General features: G+C 37.0%; 1 protein-coding gene. It reads right to left on the bottom strand.

Going from position 1 to position 427, the window contains the following annotated elements; all coding sequences use genetic code 11:
• A partial coding sequence (locus CYJ57_RS07715) for a UPF0236 family transposase-like protein (protein WP_180764450.1) occupies window positions 1–329 on the bottom strand: 329 nt, incomplete at its 3' end.
• Window positions 330–427: the final 98 nt, after the last annotated feature.

Consider the following 427-nt stretch of genomic DNA (forward strand, 5'->3'; position numbering starts at 1 on the left):
AAGTAATCATCCAATAAGTAGCAGAACTCACCCGTTTGCTTATCTTTGTAATAACGCCTTGAAAGTTTAATATCACCGATCAGTGTGGAGATTGTTTTTTCATCATGACTACGATGAACGCGATATCTTGCTTTTCTGCCAGGGCTTTCAAAAAGTGATTCCTCAATCGTTGCACAGAGATCTTCTCCTAAATCGACCGAGAGTTGACGCATCGTATCGCGAATGGTTTTGATACACGTTGAAAAGTCTACTTCCCCTTGAATCGCTTGATGATATAAATCTGTCATCATTTTACTAATTTCTTGCATAACTTGTGTTACAATATTCATGGATAACCCTCTAACTTTCTGTGTGTTTTGGTTACTAACAGTATAGCAGAGGGTTATCTTTTTTGCTTTTAGCTTACCAACAGTTATTTTACACTAAG

It is taken from the genome of Falseniella ignava, assembly GCF_002847645.1.
In the GTDB taxonomy this organism is placed as follows: domain Bacteria; phylum Bacillota; class Bacilli; order Lactobacillales; family Aerococcaceae; genus Falseniella; species Falseniella ignava.